This is a genomic window from Mycobacterium sp. TH-M15 (assembly GCF_057473705.1).
Map to the genome: position 1 here is coordinate 1 of NZ_JBYCLB010000087.1, position 2,025 is coordinate 2,025.

General features: G+C 69.4%; 1 protein-coding gene. It reads left to right on the forward strand.

Annotated features, from left to right (window positions below):
- A partial coding sequence (locus AC2VNT_RS02190; protein ID WP_486945294.1) for a lipid II flippase MurJ occupies nucleotides 1–2,025 on the forward strand: 2,025 nt, incomplete at both ends.

The window sequence follows — 2,025 nt, forward strand, 5'->3', positions numbered from 1 at the left end:
ACGCCCGGCTCAAACGCTTCGGCACGATGGCCGCAGCGATGGTGTGCTACGTGCTGATCAGCCAAATCGGCCTGGTCGTCACCAACCAGATCGCCAGCACCGCAGCCGCTTCCGGGCCGGCCATCTACACCTACACCTGGCTGGTGCTGATGCTTCCCTACGGCATGATCGGTGTGACCGTGCTGACGGTGGTGATGCCGAGGCTGAGCCGCAACGCCGCCGCCGACGACACCGCTGCGGTGCTCGCCGACCTCTCGCTGGCCACCCGGCTGACGATGATCACGCTGATCCCCACGGTGGCGTTCATGACGGTCGGCGGGTCGGCGATGGGTAGCGCGCTGTTCGCTTACGGCCGATTCGGCGGCGTTGACGCCGGCCACTTGGGCCGGGCCATCGCGATGTCCGCGTTCACGCTGCTGCCCTACGCCGTGGTGCTGCTGCAGTTACGGGTGTTCTACGCCCGCGAGCAGCCGTGGATACCGCTCGCGATCATCGTGGTGATCACGATCGCCAAGGTCGCGGCGTCGCTGATCGCGCCGCATCTGACCGACAACCCCGACCTGGTCGCGGGTTACCTCGGGTTGGCCAACGGCCTAGGTTTCGTGGCCGGCGCAGTCACCGGCTACGTCCTGCTGCGTAATGCGTTGCGGCCCTACGGGGGTCATCTGCTCGCGGTAGCCGAGGTGCGCACGATTCTGGTGACGGCCACCGCGTCGCTGCTGGCCGGGCTGGTTGCCTACCTGGTCGATGTGCTGATGGGTTTGCAGCGGCTGACGACCTACGGCGGCGGTGCTGGTTCGTTGCTCCGACTGGTCGTCCTTGCGGTGGTCATGGTGCCGATTGTGGCCGTGGTCATGGTCCGCGCGCAGGTGCCCGAGGCGCAGGCGGCGCTGGCCAAGGTTCGCGGCTGGATCGGTGCCACGCCGGCCCGCGGCAAAGGCGCGCCGCCGGCTTCTGGCAGTTCAGCCGCTGTCCCGGCGCCGAAACTCGCTGGCCGCGATCACCTGTTGCGCCCCGGCATCGTCACGTACCCTGAGCGCAGGATTGCGGGTGCACCAGCGGGGCGCCCCGTAGCGCGAGACCTCCGGGGTCGGCACCCGGGACAATCAACCAAGGAGGGGCCGGAAACCGGGGACGGGCCGGAAAGAGGAGCGGAGATGGACGACGGCTCATCGGACAGCGCCTCGGTGACAGCTGCTCCCGGACTCTCGTCAACTGCCGGATCGGTTGGCCCGGCCAACGACTTCCACCCCGACGTGCCGGCCGATCCGCACGTCGGCACGGTCAACGCGCCGCGGGGCGACGGTCCGGTGCCGAACGGCGCCGCGGCGGTGATGTCCTCGGACGAGCAGCACCTGGTTCCAGGTGCTGTCATTGCGCGCGGCCGCTATCGGTTGCTGGTGTTTCACGGAGGTGCGCCGCCGCTCCAGTTCTGGCAGGCGCTCGATACCGCGCTGAATCGACAGGTGGCGTTGACCTTTGTCGATCCCGAGGGCGATCTGCCCGACGAGCAGATCCGCGAAATCCTGGCGCTCACCATGGAGCTGAGCCGCGTCGACAAGCTGGGGATCGCCCGCATCCTCGATGTCGTCCACACCGGCACCGGCGGGCTCGTGGTCAGCGAATGGGTCCGGGGCGGCTCGTTGCAGGAGGTCGCCGCCACCTTGCCGTCGGCCGCCGGTGCGTCGCGCGCGATGCAGACCCTGGCCGCGGCCGCCGAGGCTGCCCACCACGCCGGTCTCGCCCTGTCGATCGATCATCCCGCGCGGGTGCGGGTCAGCATCGAGGGCGACGTGGTGCTGGCCTTCCCCGCCACCCTGCCCGACAGCAGCCCCGAGGACGACATCCGCGGGATCGGCGCCGCGTTGTACGCGCTGCTGGTCAACCGGTGGCCGCTGCCGGAGTCCGGCGAGCCCAGCGGGATGGCCCCCGCTCCGTCCGATTCGGCCGGCCACCCCCTCGAACCCAGTGCCATCGATGAAGACATCCCCTTCCAAATTTCTGCGGCGGCCGCTCACGCGATTC